21 protein-coding genes are annotated in these 18,519 nt (G+C 50.4%); all 21 read right to left on the reverse strand.

Features of this window, described 5'->3' with window-relative positions:
- Positions 1-5 precede the first annotated feature (5 nt).
- The 21 genes from fliY to trmFO all read right to left on the reverse strand — a co-directional run bounded on the left by fliY (position 6) and on the right by trmFO (position 18,506).
- Entirely contained in the window at positions 6-1,322 is a 1,317-nt protein-coding gene (gene fliY, locus ACFQI7_RS04290; protein ID WP_218097316.1) for a flagellar motor switch phosphatase FliY, read from the reverse strand.
- On the reverse strand, positions 1,312-2,310 hold the full coding sequence (gene fliM / locus ACFQI7_RS04295; RefSeq protein WP_218097315.1) for a flagellar motor switch protein FliM: 999 nt from the start codon (positions 2,308-2,310) through the stop codon (positions 1,312-1,314). The genes fliY and fliM overlap by 11 nt, the downstream gene beginning before the upstream one ends.
- A gap of 43 nt (positions 2,311-2,353) precedes the next feature.
- Complete coding sequence (locus ACFQI7_RS04300; RefSeq protein ID WP_230414638.1) at positions 2,354-2,830, reverse strand: flagellar basal body-associated FliL family protein; 477 nt, start codon at positions 2,828-2,830, stop codon at positions 2,354-2,356.
- The gene (locus tag ACFQI7_RS04305; RefSeq protein ID WP_218097314.1) at positions 2,831-3,052 is read right to left on the reverse strand and encodes a flagellar FlbD family protein; all 222 of its coding nucleotides are present in this window, start codon (positions 3,050-3,052) and stop codon (positions 2,831-2,833) included.
- 59 nt (positions 3,053-3,111) lie between these two features.
- On the reverse strand, positions 3,112-3,945 hold the full coding sequence (locus tag ACFQI7_RS04310) for a flagellar hook-basal body complex protein (RefSeq protein ID WP_218097313.1): 834 nt from the start codon (positions 3,943-3,945) through the stop codon (positions 3,112-3,114).
- Positions 3,946-4,032: 87 nt separating this feature from the next.
- The gene (locus ACFQI7_RS04315) at positions 4,033-4,413 is read right to left on the reverse strand and encodes a TIGR02530 family flagellar biosynthesis protein (protein WP_218097312.1); all 381 of its coding nucleotides are present in this window, start codon (positions 4,411-4,413) and stop codon (positions 4,033-4,035) included.
- Entirely contained in the window at positions 4,410-4,847 is a 438-nt protein-coding gene (gene flgD, locus ACFQI7_RS04320; protein WP_218097311.1) for a flagellar hook assembly protein FlgD, read from the reverse strand. Before flgD ends, ACFQI7_RS04315 begins: the two co-directional genes overlap by 4 nt.
- Before the next feature lie 39 nt (positions 4,848-4,886).
- Positions 4,887-6,533, reverse strand: a complete 1,647-nt coding sequence (locus ACFQI7_RS04325; RefSeq protein WP_230414637.1) for a flagellar hook-length control protein FliK — start codon at positions 6,531-6,533, stop codon at positions 4,887-4,889.
- A gap of 28 nt (positions 6,534-6,561) precedes the next feature.
- Positions 6,562-7,488, reverse strand: coding sequence for a MotE family protein (locus tag ACFQI7_RS04330; RefSeq protein ID WP_218097310.1), 927 nt, complete (start codon positions 7,486-7,488; stop codon positions 6,562-6,564).
- A gap of 30 nt (positions 7,489-7,518) precedes the next feature.
- The gene (fliJ, locus tag ACFQI7_RS04335) at positions 7,519-7,959 is read right to left on the reverse strand and encodes a flagellar export protein FliJ (protein ID WP_218097309.1); all 441 of its coding nucleotides are present in this window, start codon (positions 7,957-7,959) and stop codon (positions 7,519-7,521) included.
- Positions 7,960-7,967: 8 nt separating this feature from the next.
- A complete protein-coding gene (gene fliI, locus ACFQI7_RS04340) occupies positions 7,968-9,290 on the reverse strand; it encodes a flagellar protein export ATPase FliI (protein ID WP_218097308.1) in 1,323 nt (440 codons plus the stop codon).
- Position 9,291: 1 nt separating this feature from the next.
- Entirely contained in the window at positions 9,292-10,113 is an 822-nt protein-coding gene (locus tag ACFQI7_RS04345) for a FliH/SctL family protein (RefSeq protein WP_218097307.1), read from the reverse strand.
- Complete coding sequence (gene fliG, locus ACFQI7_RS04350; protein WP_377516747.1) at positions 10,106-11,113, reverse strand: flagellar motor switch protein FliG; 1,008 nt, start codon at positions 11,111-11,113, stop codon at positions 10,106-10,108. Before fliG ends, ACFQI7_RS04345 begins: the two co-directional genes overlap by 8 nt.
- A gap of 22 nt (positions 11,114-11,135) precedes the next feature.
- Positions 11,136-12,731, reverse strand: coding sequence for a flagellar basal-body MS-ring/collar protein FliF (fliF, locus tag ACFQI7_RS04355; RefSeq protein WP_218097305.1), 1,596 nt, complete (start codon positions 12,729-12,731; stop codon positions 11,136-11,138).
- 43 nt (positions 12,732-12,774) lie between these two features.
- Positions 12,775-13,074 (reverse strand): flagellar hook-basal body complex protein FliE, encoded by a 300-nt coding sequence (gene fliE, locus ACFQI7_RS04360; protein ID WP_218097304.1) that lies wholly within the window; start codon positions 13,072-13,074, stop codon positions 12,775-12,777.
- A gap of 26 nt (positions 13,075-13,100) precedes the next feature.
- Positions 13,101-13,556 (reverse strand): flagellar basal body rod protein FlgC, encoded by a 456-nt coding sequence (gene flgC / locus ACFQI7_RS04365; RefSeq protein ID WP_218097303.1) that lies wholly within the window; start codon positions 13,554-13,556, stop codon positions 13,101-13,103.
- 2 nt (positions 13,557-13,558) lie between these two features.
- Positions 13,559-13,960: a flagellar basal body rod protein FlgB gene (gene flgB / locus ACFQI7_RS04370; protein WP_218097302.1), complete on the reverse strand. Its 402-nt coding sequence runs from the start codon at positions 13,958-13,960 to the stop codon at positions 13,559-13,561.
- A 239-nt stretch (positions 13,961-14,199) separates the two neighbouring features.
- Positions 14,200-14,973 carry a GTP-sensing pleiotropic transcriptional regulator CodY gene (gene codY / locus ACFQI7_RS04375; RefSeq protein WP_218097301.1) on the reverse strand — a complete coding sequence of 258 codons (774 nt, stop codon included), beginning with the start codon at positions 14,971-14,973 and terminating at the stop codon, positions 14,200-14,202.
- A gap of 30 nt (positions 14,974-15,003) precedes the next feature.
- A complete protein-coding gene (hslU, locus tag ACFQI7_RS04380) occupies positions 15,004-16,401 on the reverse strand; it encodes an ATP-dependent protease ATPase subunit HslU (protein ID WP_218097300.1) in 1,398 nt (465 codons plus the stop codon).
- A 115-nt stretch (positions 16,402-16,516) separates the two neighbouring features.
- Positions 16,517-17,062: an ATP-dependent protease subunit HslV gene (gene hslV, locus ACFQI7_RS04385; RefSeq protein WP_218097299.1), complete on the reverse strand. Its 546-nt coding sequence runs from the start codon at positions 17,060-17,062 to the stop codon at positions 16,517-16,519.
- A gap of 112 nt (positions 17,063-17,174) precedes the next feature.
- On the reverse strand, positions 17,175-18,506 hold the full coding sequence (gene trmFO, locus ACFQI7_RS04390; RefSeq protein ID WP_377516655.1) for an FADH(2)-oxidizing methylenetetrahydrofolate--tRNA-(uracil(54)-C(5))-methyltransferase TrmFO: 1,332 nt from the start codon (positions 18,504-18,506) through the stop codon (positions 17,175-17,177).
- Positions 18,507-18,519: the final 13 nt, after the last annotated feature.

Below are 18,519 nucleotides of genomic sequence, written 5' to 3' on the forward strand. Positions count from 1 at the left end.
CGTTATTATTGTAATTTTTGAATACGATCCCACTGATTCACAATATCGGTTACACGAACCCCGAAGTTTTCATCGATAACGACGACTTCACCTTTCGCGATCAGCTTGTTGTTCACCAGAATATCAACCGGCTCGCCGGCAAGCTTATCCAATTCAATGATGGAGCCTAAAGAAAGCTCCAAAATATCCTTGATCACTTTGTTCGTACGTCCCAACTCCACCGTCACTTTCAGCGGAATATCCAGAAGCAGATTCAAGTTCGAATCTTCCACCGGCGACATATTGGACGGAGTAAAACTCGAGAATTGCGCCGGCTGTACATTGACGTTGCGTCCAGCCGGAACGCCGTATGTAGCCGGCTGTGCCGCTGGAGGCTGCTGGTACAATGGTTGTTGATATATCGGCTGCTGCATCGGTTGCTGGTACATGGGTTGTTGGTACATCGGCTGCTGATACATCGGTTGTTGATGCATCGGCTGCTCGTATAACGGCTGCGACGGCGGCTGTTGATACAGCTGCTGTTCCTGCGCCGGCATATGCTGCGGCTCGGAAGGAGCGGATGGTTTGGCCTGCTGCACCTCTGCCTGGCTTGCACTGGTCGATTGGGCAGGCGCAACGTCTTCCTGGACATCTCCGTCACCCATCAAAATGGACACCATTTCTTTGGCAAATGTTACGGGGAGCAGCTGCATAATGGTAGAATCGATCAAATCTCCAATCGTCAACCTGAACGAAATTTTGATGAATACTTCTTCCTGCGGCAGGTTCGAAGCTCCTTCGCCTTCCGCCAAGTTCAAAATATCGATGCCGGGAGGCGAGATGTTGACGAATCGGTTGAATATCGTCGACATCGATGTGGCCGAAGACCCCATCATCTGGTTCATCGCTTCCTGAACGGCGCTGATATGAATTTCCGACAGCTCCGAAATTTGCCCGGTCCCGTCTCCACCCATCATCAAATCGGCGATCACTTGCGCGTCTCGCGTCTTGATGACCAGCAGGTTGATGCCGTCAAACCCGTCTACGTAATTGACGTGAACGGCTACATGCGGCTTTGGAAATTCTTCGACAAGCTCCGTTCGCGCGATGATGGATACTTTCGGCGTAGTAATATCGACCTTTTTCCCCAGCAGCGTCGATAATGCTGTTGCCGCGCTCCCGAATGTAATGTTGCCGATTTCACCCAGAGCATCTTGCTCGAGCGAAGACAAGTAGTCTTCCACATGCGGCGTAAAGCCGGACCCCGAGGAACTGCTTTCGGAAGACTGCCGCAGCAGGGCATCGATCTCCTCTTGAGACAAATAATCTTTGTTATTCGTCATTTTCTTCTGCTCCTTCATTGACAATCTCGCTAATTTGAACAGCCAGCTTTCCTCTCGTCGTTCCCGGGCTGCCGTAAAACTTAAGTTTTTCGCCGATCCGTATATCCAGCGGTTCATTCACGGATTTGTTCAGCGTGATCACATCGCCGGTTGCAAGCGACAAAAACTCGCGAACCGAGATTTGCGAAGAACCGAGCTCCGCTATGATCGGCAGCTTCGCTTTATGAAGTCTGGAGCGCAGCGCCGTGACTTCTTCCGGAACGCTCGTTTTCTTCTGCGAAACGAACCAGTGATGCACCGACAATCTAGGCATAATCGGTTCGATGACGACATGCGGTATACACAGGTTGATCATTCCCGTCGTATCGCCGATTTTGGTGCTTAGCGATATCAATGCAATGGTTTCGTTTGGAGAAACGATCTGAATGAATTGCGGATTCGTCTCCAGCGCCTCGAGTCGCGGCGATAAATCGACGACCGATCTCCACGCCTCCTGCAAACTTTCGAAAGCCCGGCTGAAAATACGCTCCATCACGATCGTTTCGATCTCGGTTAATGTATTGATCTTAGGCGGCGACGTGCCGCCCCCCCCAAGCAAGCGATCAAGCATCGCGAATGCTACGTTCGGGTGTACTTCCAGCACCATTCTTCCTTCCAACGGTTCCGCTTCAAAAATATTAAGAATCGTCATTTTGGGAATCGAACGAATAAACTCGTCATAAGGCAGCTGTTCGACCTGGACTACATTGATCTGCACAAACGTTCTAAGCTGAGCGGAGAAATAGGTCGTCAAATATCTGGCAAAGTTCTCGTGAATTCGAGTCAAGCTCCGGATATGATCTTTGGAGAAGCGTACTGCTCGCTTAAAATTGTACGTGCTGACCTTCTTGTTAGTCTCCTCTTTTTTGAGTTCCTCCGCATCCATCTCGCCAGAGGATAAGGCGGCGAGCAATGCATCGATTTCATTCTGCGAGAGTACATCTACCATCAGCGTCACCTCCTTTTATTCGTATCGCATTATATGCTTGCAATTATTGAATGACGATGTCTGTGACCAAAATTTGGTTCAGCTTCCCTTGCGCGAGAAACGGATTCATTTTATTCATAAGGGTCGAAGTCAAATTATCAAAGCCTTTGCTTCCCGAAACCTGCTCAGGCGTCATATCCGCCAGCGTCTGAACGACGATCGCCTTCATTTTGGTGTCCAGCTTGTCAAATTCGTCTTTCGCCTTCTTGTTTTCGAGTTCAAATGCGATGCTCACTTTAATGAATTTGCTGCTGCCGGCTAAATTGGTCAAAATGTCTTTCATGACCGTCGTGTTTTCTTTCACTTGATCCGGCGTCAGTTTTTTCGGCGTTTTTACTTCGCGTGCCGAGTTTTGCGCTTGCTCCTGCAAATTTTGATTGGATTTGTCCATGTAATTTAACAAGACGAATGCCGCGGTTAGTATTAGCGTAATTGCGATCAGTATCGCGACGACCATAATAAAAATTTTACTCTTAAACAACTACGACCCCTCCGAATTCAAGCTCTTTAACGTACTACTCACGAGACCGATGGACTGGAAAAAGCGATGCACGGTTTCGGTCACTTCCGGTACCGTCTCCAGAACCATAAATTTTTTGCCGGTAATTAAGGTGATCATCGTGTCCGGCGTTTCCTCGAGCGATTCGATCAATAGCGCATTGACCGTAATTTGTTTTCCGTTAAGCCGCGTGAGCCGAATCATCAGCTATCCTCCAAACTGGCGTGAAATCGGGGAGGCGCCGAACCTCCCCGCTGCTTCTATTATCGCTTCAAGTTTACAACCTCTTGGAGCACTTCATCGGACGTTGTAATGATACGGGAGTTTGACTGGAAACCGCGCTGAGCGACGATCATCTCCGTGAACTCCGAAGTTAAATCTACGTTCGACATTTCAAGCTGTCCTGCAACAATCGCTCCAGTACCCATTGCTAAATTATTGGCTCGGGCATCCTCACCTTCTGGTAAATCTCCAGTATGTGAGTTAGGGGTCGTACGATAAAGATTTCCGCCAATTTTATCTAAACCGGCAGGGTTCGATACTTTAACTACCGAGATGAAAGTGTCGCTTGGAACTGATTCTCCATTCTCATTGACCGTAATGATTTCACCGTTATTGGAAATTGAAAACGCGGTTACCGTTCCAAAATCATCCAAGTCGATGATTGCATTCTCAGAGCTCATCACAAACATACCATCAGCAGTTACAAGCTGGTTATTGGCATCAACCACAAAGTTACCCGCACGTGTCAAATAAGGCACCGCTTGTTCGTCATTACTCTTGACGGCAAAAAAACCGTCTCCGTCAATTCTCAAATCCGTCGGAACATTCGTCGTCATCGCGCTGCCCGGCGTATGAATCGTGTCGATCGCGCCGACCGTCACACCGAGACCGATCTGTTTGGAGTTCATACCTCCTGTCGGCGTATCCGTGGGCGCCGTAACGCCCGCTACCGTCTGGCTCAAAATATCTTTGAACATGACGCGGCCGGATTTAAAACCGACCGTATTCACGTTGGCAATGTTGTTGCCAATAACGTCAAGCTTCGTTTGAAAGCCTCTCATCCCCGAAACGCCGGAATAAAGCGATTTTAGCATTGGCTTGTTGCCTCCCAATTTGGATTATGATGGCTGCTTCCGTCGATCCGCAGCCTTGGGCCTCCGACTCGGGCCAGCCCTGTACATTTAAGAAATGATCATGGCGCTGTCGATTTGCGTAAACACATTGTCTTTCATCGAAGCGCCGTCTATCGCCGTAATGACGGTCCGATTTTTGATATTGACGATAAGCGCCGTATCGTTAATCAACATCAGCGAATCTTTGGCGCCTTTTGTAGCCGCCTTATCAATCGCGGATTGAATCTTCGCAAGCTGCTCCGGTTGAAAGCGGATGCCGCGTTGTTTTAGTCTTTCTTCCGCGTGATGGCTAAATCGAACGTCCTGCTGCTGCTGTAATATTTGATCGAACGTCCCGGCTGCTTGCGTTTTGTCACCGCTGTAACGTTTGCCTGCGGCCGGCGGAACGGCATTCGGATAAAGTTGACCAAGCGTTATTCGATCCGTCATTGACTAGCCTCCGGATTCGAAATTTCGCTAATTTTACTCAGTGGCACTTCTTCCGCACCGATCTTTACCAGCTGCTCGCCGTTCTTCATGACGATGGATTCCACAATCCCGGATTGCGTAGTGGCATCGTCCTTTTCGCTCCAAGTCACGTTTTTTCCGATCAAACCGGAGGCGAAGCCGAGAGATTGGCGTAGGAGCTTCATTTCGGCATTCATGTTGGTGAGCTGCTCAACCGACGTAAATTGCGCCATCTGGGCGATAAATTCTTTGTCCTGCAGCGGCTGCGTAGGATCCTGATTTTGCATTTGCGTCATCAAAATTTTTAAAAATTGATCCTTGCCCAGTTCGTTGGTTTTTCCGTTCGCTGCTCGCTGTACGTTGCTCTTATCGTAATAAGGCCATACGTTTTTGGTACTGATGATCGAGTCGGCCATAGTTTCACCCCCTATTAAAGCCAATGCTCATCGCTGGGACTAAGCTGTGATATCAATCGAACCGCTGCCTGCCGTACGTACCGCAGTGGTGGCATCGTTTGTTTCTTCAATAGAAACCTCTTCCACAGCTCCGTTTCGGCTGCCGGACGATTTTTGCTGTTTCGCCGATTGTCCCGGCTGCTGCTGTTGTCTGCCATCCTGGAACATGCCCGATTGGAACCCTTGGCTCTGGCTGACTTCCAGCTTCTCCACTTGGATGCCTTGACTTTGAAGCGCCGTGCGCAATTGAGAAAGCTGATTTTCAAGCATTTCCTTGCCGACGAGACTATCCGCTACGAACTGCGCCACCAATTGCCCGTTATGCATCGTCAATTTGACGTCTACATGGCCGAGATGCTGCGGATATAAGGAAATTTTTGCTTCCGTGAAACCGTCGACGGAAGACTCCATCATAAATGAAGAAACGACGAACTGCGTCATATCATCCGTAAATGTCGAGGCCGGCATATGCAGTACAGGCATTTTCACGGGATGACCGGCTTGCGTCTGCCTCATAAACTCTTGAACCGTAATCGGTTGTGCCGTCGCTTCGTCCACTTCATTACCGCTTAATGGCTCGAATAACGGTCTATCTTCATCCGGGTTGAGTTCCAGACGATTCATGATCTGTACATGTTTTGTCGCCAACATTTCCAATGGCCGCGGTTTGTTGGATGCGATTTGCACCAAGTCTGTCAGTGAAACCGTGGTATCGTCCACAGCAGCCACCTTCGCTTGACTTGCAGCAAGCAGTACTTGCGATGCAGTTGTAGAAGACTTATGTAGTTGGGTCATATTCGCCGCTGTTGCCGCAGATGCGAGCACGGCCGGCAATTCTCTCAATACTTGTTTGACTTCCGGATCGTTCTGGCCAGCCTTTATCCAATCTTTCAGCTGATTGAGCAGTTCAACTGCTTGCCCCGATGAAAGTACAGGCTGTTTATTGTCATCCGATGCTTCGCTTGAATCGGATTTAGCCGAAGTGTCTACAGCAATCGGAATAAACAATAGCGGGTCCAGCACATCAACATGCAAGTTTTCCGCCGCATCGGCTGCTGCCGCTTCCGTCTGGTCCCCTTCGCTTGAATCGACATTGGCTTGTGCAGCTCCGGCCGATTGCTCAGTCGTCATTTCCTCATTCGCCTGCGAAGCGGTTATAGCAGGAACAAACAACAGTTGATCAGCTATGCTCGCGGTTCCTTCCGCAGACGCTCCTTCTGACGGAAACGTCTCCGTTCGCTGTGATTCCCCTTCATTCGGTTGATGATTTTGCATCATTGCGGCAACAAGAGATTGAAGCTGCAATAACCATGCCTGCAAATCCGGATTGCTCAGCAACGCGTCCCCTTGCTCCGGCTGTTGGAGCAGTTCAGCCAATGCGCCGACTTGCTCACCGCTTACATCTAACGATTGTGCGTCACCCGCCAGGAAAGAGAGCAGAAGCGGATTCAACTGTTGAACCGACGCGGGGATGCTTTGAATGGTCGTGTTGGACGAACCGCCCTGTCCTTGATTTCCGGACATCATGCCATTAAGTGTCAAAGCGAAAGGAGCTTGTGCTTGCGTTCCAGTTGAAGCCGAACTTCCGGTCGATCCGGACGCGCCTGGTGTTCCGTTTACGATTACGGATTGAGATTGAATTTCCATTAGCGTTTTGTCACCTCCTTTCGAAATGTCATTGAACGAGCCGGGCCGATATTAATGCGGCCGTTTCTTTGGATAGATCGGACAAGGCGGAAAGAACTTTGGATCGTCCGGCACTATCCATCGAGCTGAGAATCGAGATCACTTTATCTGGATTCGTCTTTTGCATTTCGAGCAGCACCGCCGCCGAACTTTTCGGCGTCATATTGGCGAAGGTTGAACCAAGATCGTCCTTCGTCAGCTTATCCGCCGCCTTCGGATCCGGCGCAGACAGCTGCTTCACCCGGTCTTGCAGCGCTGCGATTTGAGCATCTCTGACATTTGTTTGATCCTTGAGCAGGATCGACGCTTCCGCCGCTTTCTTCGGGTCCATCTTCTCCAAAATCTTCACCCGGTCGTCCGTCTTCATCATGCCGAGTATGAGCACCAGTTCGCGGGTCGTTAAATTTTCCATGATCGGGGCCGCCTTGGACGCCGTCATTTTGGAGTACATCGTCGCCAACTGCTGGATTTGAATCGTATATTCATCTTCCGTCAGCGTTTTTGTTTTGTTTTTTTCTTCAAGACTGCTGTTTTTCAATTGCAAATCTTTTATTTGCAGATCCCGCTGCTGCACCGCCGCTTCTGCCTTTTTGAGATCGGCGCTTTGCTGATCCAGCTTTGCCTGTAACTGGGCCAGCTTATCTTCCTGCGAGGACGCTGCGCTACCGACAGGTGCCGGTGCTTTCGATTGCTCCGGGCTGCCTTCTGCGGACTTCGTCTTCGGGTCGGGAATAATGGTGTTCACCACGGGAATTTTATTTGCCGCTCTCAGTACGCCGTTCATTACATCGTAGTCGAAAATCGTAAGCAGCACGCCTAGCAAAACGGCCGTAAAAACAAAAGGGATGAGGAACCAGATCAAAAAGCGCTCCATCGCACCATAAGAAGAGGATTGCTCCGTACCCGTGTTTGCCATATTCGCCCCCACCTCCTTCGTTGATTGCGATCAGGAAAATCTTCTAAACCGGTTGGTGGCCATCTCGTCCAGATTGTCCTGTTCTTTCTTCAGCACATGAGCCGAAAATCGTTGAAACGCCCGTTCTTTCGCTTTTGTCCAAACTTTTTCCTCGAGCATTTTGCCCGTCAGATCGTCCTGTTTCTTCTGAACGTCCGTCTTCGCCGTTTGCAAATCTTTATGTTTGGCCTGAATGCGCTGATCGATCTGCTCGACGAAGCTTTGCAGCAGCAGCAAGTTCGAAACGGTCGTTCGGTGTCCGGCTGCATGATGAAGCTCTTCTTGCATTTCCGATTTGACATGCTCCAAATCATGCAATTTAGACTCTTCATCTTTGAGCTTTACGATGGCGTCGGATAATATCCACTCCGCTTGTGTCTTTTCATTTGTTTTCAAGTCGACGATTTTTTGAAAAGAGTAGCGAAACCTCATAATTGAGCTCATCCCCTGTAAAATTGTTGAATCAACCGTTCCGTCGCTTCCGTATAGCTCAACTTTTCATTTACTCTCTGCTTGGTGTAATCCCAGATCGATTCGATTGATTCGAGCGATTGATCAATTTCCGGATTCGAGCCTCGTTGGTACGCCCCTATATTGATCAAATCTTCCGAATCTTTATAAACAGATAGTAATCTTTTCAGGTTTTCCGCGGCTCGCTGCTGTTCGACAGGGACAATTTCTTTCATGACGCGGCTGACGCTGGCCAGCACATCGATCGCCGGATAATGGCCCCGGTTCGCGATGTGACGGTCAAGCACAATATGCCCGTCAAGTATGCCCCGCACAGCATCCGCGATCGGCTCGTTCATATCGTCGCCGTCCACCAGCACCGTGTAAAACGCGGTGATCGATCCTTTGGGTCCGGTACCCGAACGTTCCAGCAGCTTGGGCAGCATCGCAAAAACGGATGGCGTATAACCTCGCGTTGCGGGCGGCTCGCCTACTGCCAGACCTACTTCCCGCTGCGCCATGGCAAATCGGGTGACCGAATCCATCATAAGCATGACGTTCAAACCTCGATCGCGAAAATATTCCGCGATACTCGTTGCAATTAACGCTCCTTTGAGGCGGATAAGCGCGGGTTGATCCGATGTCGCTACAATGACGACGGAACGTGCAAGTCCTTCGGGACCTAAATCGCGTTCGATGAAATCAAGCACTTCGCGACCACGCTCGCCGATCAGAGCGATGACGTTAACATCGGCAGAAGTGTTCCGGGCGATCATGCCCATCAACGTACTTTTTCCGACGCCGGAGCCGGCGAATATACCGACCCGCTGCCCTTTACCGATCGTCAGCAAACCGTCGATACAGCGTACGCCTACGCTGATCGGTTCAAGCACCCGCGGGCGCTTGAGCGGGTTGCTCGGCATATTGTTTGTAGAATAGTGCGTCATTCGCGAAGGCAGGAACGTTCCGTCGAGCGGTTGACCGAGTCCGTCGAGCACTTTGCCCAGCAGCTCATGTCCCACCTGCACGGTGAGCGGCTTGCCTGTTCCGACTACGTCGCAGCCGGGTCCTACGGATTGAAGATCGCCAAGCGGCATCAAAATGACTTTATTGTTCTTGAAGCCGACAACCTCCGCTTTTAAAGGCTTATCCGATTTTAAAGGAAAAATGTAACATACGTCGCCGATACTGGCATCAGGACCCTCTGATTCTACCGTCAGTCCGATCACCTGCGTTACTTTGCCGTTGACCCGTACCGGGTCCATTTGGCGTAAATGATCTAAATACTTTGCTGCAGAAGGCACTTGCTGCATCCTAGTTTTCCTCGCTTCGTAACGCCAACTGCTGAAGCGCATTTTTGATTTCCTTCAACTGCGTGTCGATACGGGCGTCAATGCTTCCGTACGACGATCGAACGACGCAGCCGTGATCATGAACCGAGGCGTCCGGAATAATTTGCAGCTCGGCTTGCGAGTCAATGTGCAGCAAAAGTTCTTCTCGTGCGTCTTGTATATAGGAGAAATGTGCAGGCGACACGCACAAGGCAATAATTCCTTTCTCCCTGCGGCGAGCGAGTACATTTTGGATCAGATCAATGACCCACTCCGATTCCAGCGTTAGCTGACGGTGCACGATTTTTTCCGCAATCGAGCAGCTCAGTTCGATCAGGAACGGCTCGGACTCCTGTATAATTTGCTGCTTTAAAATGTACGCTTGTTCCAATATTTGCGAGGCTTCCTGCAGCATCCCTTCATACTGCTCGCGCAGCTCGCGCTCGGCCTGCACTTGCGCTTCAACGTAGCCTTCGCGAAAACCTTGCTCTTTCGCCTGAAGTGCAGCCTGTTCATCCTGCAATCTGCGGTCATGCCACCACTGCTCGATCTCAGCCTGGACTTGCTGCTTGCTTGCCGCAGCTTCGTCCAAGGCTGCGCGGACTTGCTCCTCGGCGAACGATTGCGCGTCCTGCAATATTTGCTCCCGCATTTGCATGATCTCGTCGAGTTCCTGCTGCCCTGGCGACGGTTCGCCTTCCTCAGATTGTTCTTGAAAAAGAACAGCCGAAGACGAAACGGGAGGCTCGACGATTTTTGAATCTTCAACAGTCACGTACTGGAAATATTTGATGACATTAGACAATAATATCATCTCCTCCACCGCGTGCGATAATGATTTCTCCAGCTTCTTCAAGTCTGCGGATCGTTGCTACGATACGGGTCTGCGCTTCTTCCACATCACGCAGCCGAACCGGGCCCATGTACTCCATTTCTTCCCGGAACGTCTCGGCCATCCGTTTGGACATGTTCTTGAAAATCGTTTCGCGCACTTCTTCGCTGGCTACTTTTAGCGCCAACTGCAGATCGACGTTCTCGATATCGCGTATGATCCGTTGAATCGAACGGTTGTCGATATTGACGATGTCCTCGAAAACGAACATTCGCTTCTTGATCTCTTCCGCCAGCTCGGGGTCCTGGATTTCAAGCGAATCCAAGATGGTTCGCTCCGTGCCGCGGTCGACGCCGTTCAAAATTTGAACGACTGCGGAAATGCCCCCGGCATTCGTGTAATCCTGTGTGACCGTGGCTGACAGCTTCTGCTCAAGAACACGCTCTACTTGGCTGATGACTTCCGGCGACGTACTGTCCATCAAGGCAATCCGTTTGGCCACGTCCGCCTGTTTCTCTTGCGGCAGCGACGACAAAATAATGGAAGCCTGCTCCGGTTGCAAGTACGATAGCACGAGCGCGATGGTTTGCGAATTCTCGTTTTGAATGAAATTCAGAATTTGTGCCGGATCGGCTTTGCGGGCAAAGTCGAAAGGTCTGACCTGCAACGTCGCCGTCAACCTATTGATGATGTCGAGTGCTTTTTGGGAGCCGAGCGCTTTCTCCAAAATTTCTTTCGCGTAAGAAATACCGCCTTGCGATATAAACTCCTGCGCGAGACAAATTTGGTGAAATTCCGCCATAATGGCTTCCTTCTCGTGGTTGTCGACTTTTCGAACGTTGGCAATTTCAAGAGTAAGCTGTTCAATTTCTTCATCGCGCAGATGCTTGAATATTTGAGCCGAAACTTCCGGCCCCAAACTGATTAATAATATCGCAGCCTTCTGGCGGCCCGATAACATCGGTTGATGCATTTTTGCCAAGCGCTGCACACCTCTATTCGTCTACTAGCCAAGTGCGAAGCAGATTGACAAAATCTTCCGGCTTTCTCTTCGCAAGCTGTTCAAGCTGTTTGCGCACTTGATTTTCATTGTTCACATTATCGATATCAATGGTTGGGAACTCTACCTTCGGCGTTTCCTCGAGCAGTTCTTCCTCAGCTTGCGCAGCCGCTTTCCGTCTACGCATCAATAAGTATCCGCCGCCAGCGAGCAGTGCAAGCGCAACGCCGCCCAAACCGCCGTAAAGCAGCATCGTGTTGGAATTCACGCTTTGTCTTTCGTTCGTACGAGCGAACGTATGGGGGAACACGGTTACCTTTTTCGCCAGATCCTCATCGGTTAACGTTTGTTTGTTATCCGCAAGCGCGGCACGTACGACGTTGACGAGCACTTGTCTGACCGCTTCTACCGTTTGCGGCGTCAACGAGTTCGGATCGTTCGGGTCGGGCGGTTCCACTCCGACATTGATCGTTAAATCTTTAACAACGTATGGCGTAAGCTCGATTTCGTTCGTTATCCGGTTTACCTCGCGGTTTACGGTGCGCTGCATCTCTTCGGAATTCGACTTCCCGTTGTTGCTGCTGCCAGGATAGCCCGGAACATCCGTTGCCCCTGTCCCCGGTACGCCGCCTTGCGGTGCGCTGCTGTCGCTATTGTAGCTTTTTTGAATTTCCTGAATGGAAATATCAAGCCCTACTTGATCCACCGTATTGGGCGCCGTCACCAAATTTTGAACCGTCTTCGTTTGATCGAAATTCATGGTCGAAAATACGCTGACGATGACTTTGTCCCGGCCGAGTATGGCGCCAAGCAGCTGTTGTACGTTCATCTGAACTTCTTTTTTGAATTGATTGTTGATCTCAAATTGCTGCGCGGCGAGCGTCGCCGTTCCGGTCGATTTGCTCTTGCCTTTCGAATATTCGAGCATGTCGCCGTTTTGATCGGAAATAGTAATGTTCTCTACCGGCAACCCTTTAATGCTGTGAGAGACCAGGTTATACATCGTATCGATTTTTGCCGAATCCAGGGTGTATCCCGGTTTGACGTCCAATACGACCGAAGCGGTCGCCTTCTCAGGCTCGGAGCCTTTTGGCAAAAATACCGTTTCTTTCGGCAATGAAATAAGCACTTTCGAACTGCTGATCGCATTGTTCGAATTAATCAGCTGCTGGAGTTCGCCCTGAACGGCGTTTACGTATTTGACGTCGAATTCCCTGTCCGTCGTGCCGAATGTACCGCTCTGGCTGAATGCCCCGTAACCGATGCTGCCGTTTTTGTTCAATCCCTGCGATTCAACCGCCAGCTTGACGCTGGCTACTTGGCTTCGCGGCACACCGATGCTTTTGCCGTCGTCGCTGAGCTGGTAAGGGATTTTGGCGCCGTCCAAGTACGTTTTGATCGCCGCGGCATCCGAAGGTTGAAGATTCGTATAAGCGAGCGCGTACTCTGTTTTCGAAAAATTATAACTTATTATGCCGATGGTCAGTATGACTAAGATCACAGTCGCTACAATCGTATATTTTTGCGTTTTGCTAAACTGATTCCAATATTGCTTCAATCGGTTCCAATATTGGAGTAAATTCTCATTCACTATGTCACCCCATCCGATCGCCCGTCGATTGAATTATCGCTTGTTAGACTTGCATTCTCATGATTTCCTGGTACGCTTCGATCACTTTGTTACGTACCTGTACGGTCAGTTCAAGTCCAAGCGATGCTCTTTCGGTAGCAATCATCATCTGGTGCACGTCGGTCATGTCGCCCTTTACGAATTGATCGTTCAACACATCGACCGTTTTTTGCTTGCTGTTCAGATCTGCGATCGCTTCACCAAGGAATTTGCCGAATTGATCGGAAATCTCGACGGCCCCGGTACTCTTCGGTACGATTGGCCCCGTTATTTTGGCAGGAAGCAAGTTTAGCTTGTCAATCATTGTTTTGACCCCTTCTTCTTAACATGTTACTTCCCGATCTCAAGCGCTTTGCCGATCAATGCCTTCGAAGCGTTCAAAGCCGTCACATTCGCTTCGTAGGAACGGGTCGCTGAAATCATGTCCACCATCTCTTTAAGCACGTCTACATTCGGCATAAAAACAAATCCGTCTTCGTTCGCATCCGGATGCGTAGGATTATAGACCTGCTTAAAAGGCGAAGTATCTTCGATGACTTTCGTAATTCGAACGCCCTCACCTACTTCGTCCGTCCCTCCGTTCATCGCATTTTGCAACGACTGTGCGAAGCTCGGCTGCTTCGGCTCCATCGTCACCAGCTTGCGTTGGTACGGAACCCATTTGCCGTTAACCATTCGCGCTCTCGTCGAATCGCTGTTGGCAATGTTAGAGGAAATAACGTCCATCCGTAAGCGCTGCGCGGTTAAAGCGGAGGAGCTGATATCAAAACCGTTCGTAAGCTTCATGATCAACCTCTCCCGTTAATAGCGGTTCGCAACTTTTTTATTTCTCCGTTCACCTGTTGAACCATCACATTGTATCTCAATTGGTTTTTAGCCATCAGGGACATTTCGTAGTCGATATCGACATTGTTCAGGTTGTTATTGAGCAGCGTCTGATTATCCTGAATGATTTGCGGTTCCGGTTTGGCCGGGCGGCCAATATAGAAATGGCGGGGATCGGTTCGATATCCTTCAATCGATTTACCATTCATCTCCTGCTGAAGCAATTCCTCGAATTTCACTTCCGACCTCTTGAAATAAGGCGTGTCGACATTTGCCACATTGTCTGCGATAACCTTATTTCGGAGCACGGCTGCATTCAAAGAGCGTTCCAACGATTGAAAACCGGGCCTGTTTAAAAGTTGCATAATGCTCGTTCCCACTTTCCCACAAAGATCTGAGTTATTTATTCAACAAGGGAGACATAATATCCTCCTTTCTTCGACACCATTAGCAAAAAAAAATATAATAACCTGTCACTGCATGGTAGTATTTCAGAACTATATCTATATTGAGTAATGATGGAAATGATTACAATACGAAAAAAGACCTATATTTTGGAATATAGGTCTCAAAAACTGAAAAATATTTGTAAAATAAGGCTTTTTTATGACTTCATGCTCTGAATGCCGAATATTAGCTGATCATTTTGGATACGAATGTACGTTCCCTTCATACCTAAAGACCGGGTCTCGATGACCCCTGCGCTTTCCAACTTTCGCAGCGCATTGACAATAACCGAGCGCGTAATTCCGACACGATCCGCTATTTTGCTGGCCACAAGGAGCCCTTCCGTCCCGTCCAATTGTTCGAAAATATGTTCCACCGCTTCGAGCTCGCTGAATGAAAGCGAACCGACGGCAACCTGCACAACCGCTTTGGAACGCGCCTCGACTTCAATCTGTTCCGCTTTTTCGCGCAAAATCTCCATGGCTACAACCGTCGAGCCATATTCCGCGAGAATCAGGTCGTCGTCGATAAACTGCCCGTCGCGCTTGGTCAGAACAAGCGTTCCAAGCCGTTCGCCGCCACCCAGCACCGGTACGATCGTAATAAGAAAGCTGGCATCGCCGGAGTGATCGCCAAAAACATCGAATTCGCTTCCTGCCGCAAGGTTGGAGGATGTCTCCTGCACCTTCAGCAGCAATTCGTTATACTCCGATGGAAAACGGTTTTCCTGAATGACGGACTCATTTGCAAGCGCGTCGTCCTTCGTCGAAAAGAGCGCGCTCCCCAGCACCTTTCCTTTCCGGCTGACGACAAATATATCCGATTGCAAAATATCGCTCAGCACGGCAGCCATATCCATAAAGCTAACCGTTTTACCCGCTTCATTTTGCAGCAATTTGTTCAGCCTTCTGGTTTTCATCAACAATGTCATGATAATGCCTCCTAAAAGTAACAACGACGATTACAAAATATATTGACTTAAATCTCGGTTCTGGACAATGCCCGACAACTTCTCTTTCACGTACTCGGGCGAGATCATGATGGATTCCAGCGTAATGTCCGGCGCTTCGAACGATAAATCCTCCAGCAGTTTCTCCAAAATGGTGTGCAGCCGCCGGGCACCGATATTGTCGGTATTCTGATTCACTTCCGCGGCGATGCGCGCAATTTCCATTATGGCATCGTCCGAAAACTGCACGTGGATGCCTTCCGTTTCAAGCAGAGCCGTATACTGCTTGGTCAGCGCGTTCTGCGGCTCCTTCAGAATGAGCACGAAATCCTGCTGCGTCAAACTGCTGAGCTCTACGCGAATTGGAAAACGCCCTTGAAGCTCAGGTATAAGGTCGGATGGCTTGGCGATATGGAAGGCGCCGGCAGCTACAAACAGCACGTAATCCGTTTTTACCGGGCCGTATTTGGTCATGATCGTCGATCCTTCCACGATCGGCAATATGTCGCGCTGGACGCCTTCACGCGATACATCCGGGCCGCTGCCGCGGCTCGAGCTGCAAATTTTATCGATTTCATCGATAAAAATAATGCCGCTCTGCTCGGCGCGCTTCACGGCTTCCTGGATGACTTCGTCCATATCCAGCAGCTTCTGCGCCTCTTCCTGCAGCAGCACATTGCGCGCTTCCTTGATCGGCAGCTTACGCTTCTTCGTCCGTTTCGGCATCAGGCTGCCGAACAGCTCCTGCATGTTCATGCCGGCCTGCTCGTTGCCTTGCCCGGCTAGCATGTCGAACATCGATGGGGCGTTGTCCTCCATCTCGATTTCAATGACTTGATCCTCAAGCTCCCCTTGCTGCAGCTTCCGTTTCATTTCCTGACGCCGCGAGAGCAGCGAAGCGTCTGCTTCCGGCTCCGGCTCGCCCGAAGGTTGGCTCTGACCGCCGAACAGCATCTCGAGCGGATTGCGCTGGTTGCGCGGTTTAGCAGGATTAGGCACAAGAATGGCAGCGATGCGATCAATGACCATTTGTTCCGCCCGGTCCTTCAGCTTCTCGGTTTTATCCGCTTTCACCATGCGAATCGACGTTTCCACCAAGTCTCTGACCATGGACTCCACGTCTCTGCCGACATAACCGACCTCGGTAAACTTGGTCGCCTCCACCTTGACGAACGGGGCGTTCACAAGCTTCGCCAGCCGGCGAGCAATTTCCGTCTTCCCTACCCCGGTCGGGCCGATCATCAATATGTTTTTGGGTACGATCTCATCGCGGATCGACTCATCGAGCAGACTTCGGCGATGGCGGTTCCGCAGCGCCACGGCGACCGATTTTTTGGCTTGTTTTTGACCAACGATATATTTATCGAGCTCGGCTACGATTTCTCGGGGGGTTAAGGCTGTTTGTTTCAAATGGCATAACCTCCTACATTGTAACTGTTACAGCGATGAAGCAACGTTGTCAGTTATCAATCGATTTGCAACGGTAACATCCGCGAAGCGACGTAGTACATTGCTTTACGATTGTTTATTCGATCTCTTCCACGATGATATTATGGTTGGTGAACACGCAAATTTCAGCCGCTGTCGTAAGCGCTGCGTGGGCAATCTCTCTGGCGCTGAGCTGCGGCGCGTAGCGATTCAAGGCTCTGCCTGCGGCTAGCGCAAAGCTGCCCCCTGAGCCGATCGCGAGTATTCCGTCATCCGGTTCGATAATTTCGCCGTTGCCCGAAATAAGCAGCAATCCTGCACGGTCCATCACGATCATCATCGCTTCCAGCCTGCGCAAAATACGATCTTGACGCCAGTCTTTGGCCAGTTCGACAGCCGAGCGCTGCAAGTTGCCGTGATGTTCTTCCAGCTTGGCTTCAAATTTCTCGAAAAGCGTAATCGCGTCCGCCACGGACCCAGCGAAGCCGGCAATGACATTGCCGCGGTACAGCCTTCTAACCTTTTTCGCCTGCGCTTTCATCACCATGCTGTTGCCGAACGTAACCTGTCCGTCTCCGGCAATAGCCCCTTTCCCTTGATGCCTGATCGCAAATATCGTCGTTGCGTGAAAGGTTTGCTCCATATCCCGCGATTCCTCCTCCATTCAAGACGAAAACTAAGCTGTGCAAGCTTAGTTTTACGGGCGTTATGTACGGATCGACATATAACGGGTATATCGTATCACAGTACATGTTTTATTTACAAGTTGAATTGTATACATTTTGTGAAAAATTCTGAATTTTCTCAATTGCTCGCAGAGCGATCTTTTCATTTTTCAGCTTCTTGTTCCGGATTTTCTCCCCAAGCGGAGGAAAAAGCCCGAAGTTCGCGTTCATAGGCTGAAAATGGTTGAAGTCCGCCGTCGTAATGTACTGCGCCATACTGCCAAGCGCCGTGTCGGCAGGCAGTACGAAGCATTCTTGTCCGAGCGCATATTGCGCCGCGTTCATTCCGGCAATCAGGCCGGATGCGGCCGATTCGACATAACCTTCCACACCCGTCATTTGACCGGCGAAAAACAGGTTGTCCCGCTCCCGGAACTGATACGTCGGGCGAAGCAGTTTCGGCGAGTTAATGAATGTGTTGCGATGCATGACGCCGTAGCGGACGAACTCGGTATTTTCCAAGCCTGGAATGAGGGAAAATACCCGTTTCTGCTCGCCCCATTTCAGATGCGTCTGGAAACCGACCAGATTGTACAGCGTACCGGCGGCATTATCCTGCCGCAGCTGCACGACGGCGAAAGGGAGCTCGCCCGTGTGCGGATTGATGAGCCCTACTGGCTTCATCGGCCCGTACAGCGCCGTTTGACGGCCCCGTTTGGCCATCACTTCGATCGGCATGCAGCCTTCGAAATAGATTTCTTTCTCGAATTCCTTGATTGGCGCCGCTTCTGCCGTAATCAGCGCTTCGTAAAAAACATTGAATTCCTCTTCCGTCATCGGGCAGTTCAAGTACGCCGCTTCGCCCTTGTCATAACGGGATGCAAGATAGACCTTGCTCATATCGATCGAGTCTTTCTCGACAATCGGCGCCGCCGCGTCATAGAAGTACAGGTAATCTTCTCCTGTCAGCTCCTGCAGATGCTTCGACAACGACGGAGAGGTAAGCGGCCCGGTAGCAACAACGGTAATGCCCTCCGGCAGCCGTTCCAACTCCTCGGTACGCACCTCGATCAGCGGATGATTGCAAAGCACCGAGGTGACTTCCCCCGAAAATCCGTCGCGGTCTACCGCAAGCGCTCCGCCGGCCGGAACCGCATGCTTGTCCGCCGCACGCAAGACGAGAGAATTCAGCAGGCGCATTTCTTCCTTTAATACGCCTACTGCGTTCGTTAATCCGTTGGCCCGCAGCGAGTTGCTGCACACGAGCTCCGCGAACTTGTCGGAAATATGCGCCGGTGTTTTTTTCACCGGGCGCATCTCGTATAATACAACCGGAACGCCGCGGCTAGCGATTTGCCAGGCGGCTTCGCTGCCGGCTAAACCGGCTCCGATTACGGTTACTGTTGGTATGTCTGACAACATGCTTTCCCCCTAC

The organism is Paenibacillus allorhizosphaerae (genome assembly GCF_042659105.1).
Lineage (GTDB): Bacteria > Bacillota > Bacilli > Paenibacillales > NBRC-103111 > Paenibacillus_G > Paenibacillus_G allorhizosphaerae.